General features: G+C 47.3%; 1 protein-coding gene. It reads left to right on the top strand.

The window, feature by feature from the left end; all coding sequences use genetic code 11:
* Positions 1–736, top strand: a 736-nt coding sequence (locus A3762_RS03345) for a LysR family transcriptional regulator substrate-binding protein (RefSeq protein ID WP_068754068.1), incomplete at its 5' end; no start/stop codon positions are given.
* Positions 737–1,032: the final 296 nt, after the last annotated feature.

Here is a 1,032-nt window from a genome sequence, read left to right as displayed (position 1 = left end):
CGAGCGACTACAACGCGAGATCACCCTGACTGATGCAGGCAAAGCATTACTGCCACACGCCTTAAACATCTTGCACAACTTCGACAACGCAAAACAGGCAGTACGAGATACAAGTGGTGAAGTAAAAGGCGACTTAAGAATTGTGGCAAGTCACCATATTGGATTGCATCGATTACCTTTGATATTGCGCGAGTTCTCCAAACGGCACCCTTTAGTTGATTTGCACCTGAATTTTCTCGACTCCGAAAGTGCTTATGCCCTGCTTCAAGAAAACAACGCCGATATCGCTTTTATAACGATTCCAGAACAACGTCGGGAACATTTCATAACGCATTTGGTTTGGGATGACCCGATGGCCTTTGTATGCGGACATCAACATCCATTAGCAAAACTAAAGCGCGTCGGCCCAAAGGAGTTATCACAACATGATGCGATTCTTCCCTCAGAATCCACGCTCACCTATCGCATCGTCGCCAAGGTGTTTGAAGAAAACCAACTTGAACTAAAAGCAAAGATACCAACCAACTACTTAGAAACCATGAAAATGATGGCCAGCGTTGGTATGGGCTGGTCGGTATTGCCACAAACAATGATCGACGAAGACCTTCACGCACTCCCCGTTCGCAACCCTGTCATTGAGCGCAAGCTCGGCGCCGTCAGTTATGAGAAGAAACATCTAGGCAGCGCCGCCAGCGCATTTATGGAGATAGCATTAGGGATTTGGGAAGAGGCTTGAGGGATGTCAGAATTTAGACATTAGCGGATGTTGAACTGCTGATGTCCGGTCGATCCTTGATGCGTACTTCTACAAAGAAGCGGACATTTCGCGGCGCGAAAACTTTTCGATTTATATACAGAAGCGGACGTCAGACAGGCAAGTTTTTAACTGGGATTTATTTCGAGTTTATATAGTAAGCAGACATGAACGCCTACAATAACGGGCCGCAGTGTAGGCGCGAAGCACCGAAACGTAGGTCCGAGCTAGCTTGCTGGCGGGCGTCGATTGTATTGTTAAATGCCGTAGTCACGTTC

It is taken from the genome of Oleiphilus sp. HI0125, from assembly GCF_001635355.1.
The sequence above is the reverse complement of the archived record's forward strand: the minus strand, read 5'-3'. Positions and strand labels throughout refer to the sequence as shown.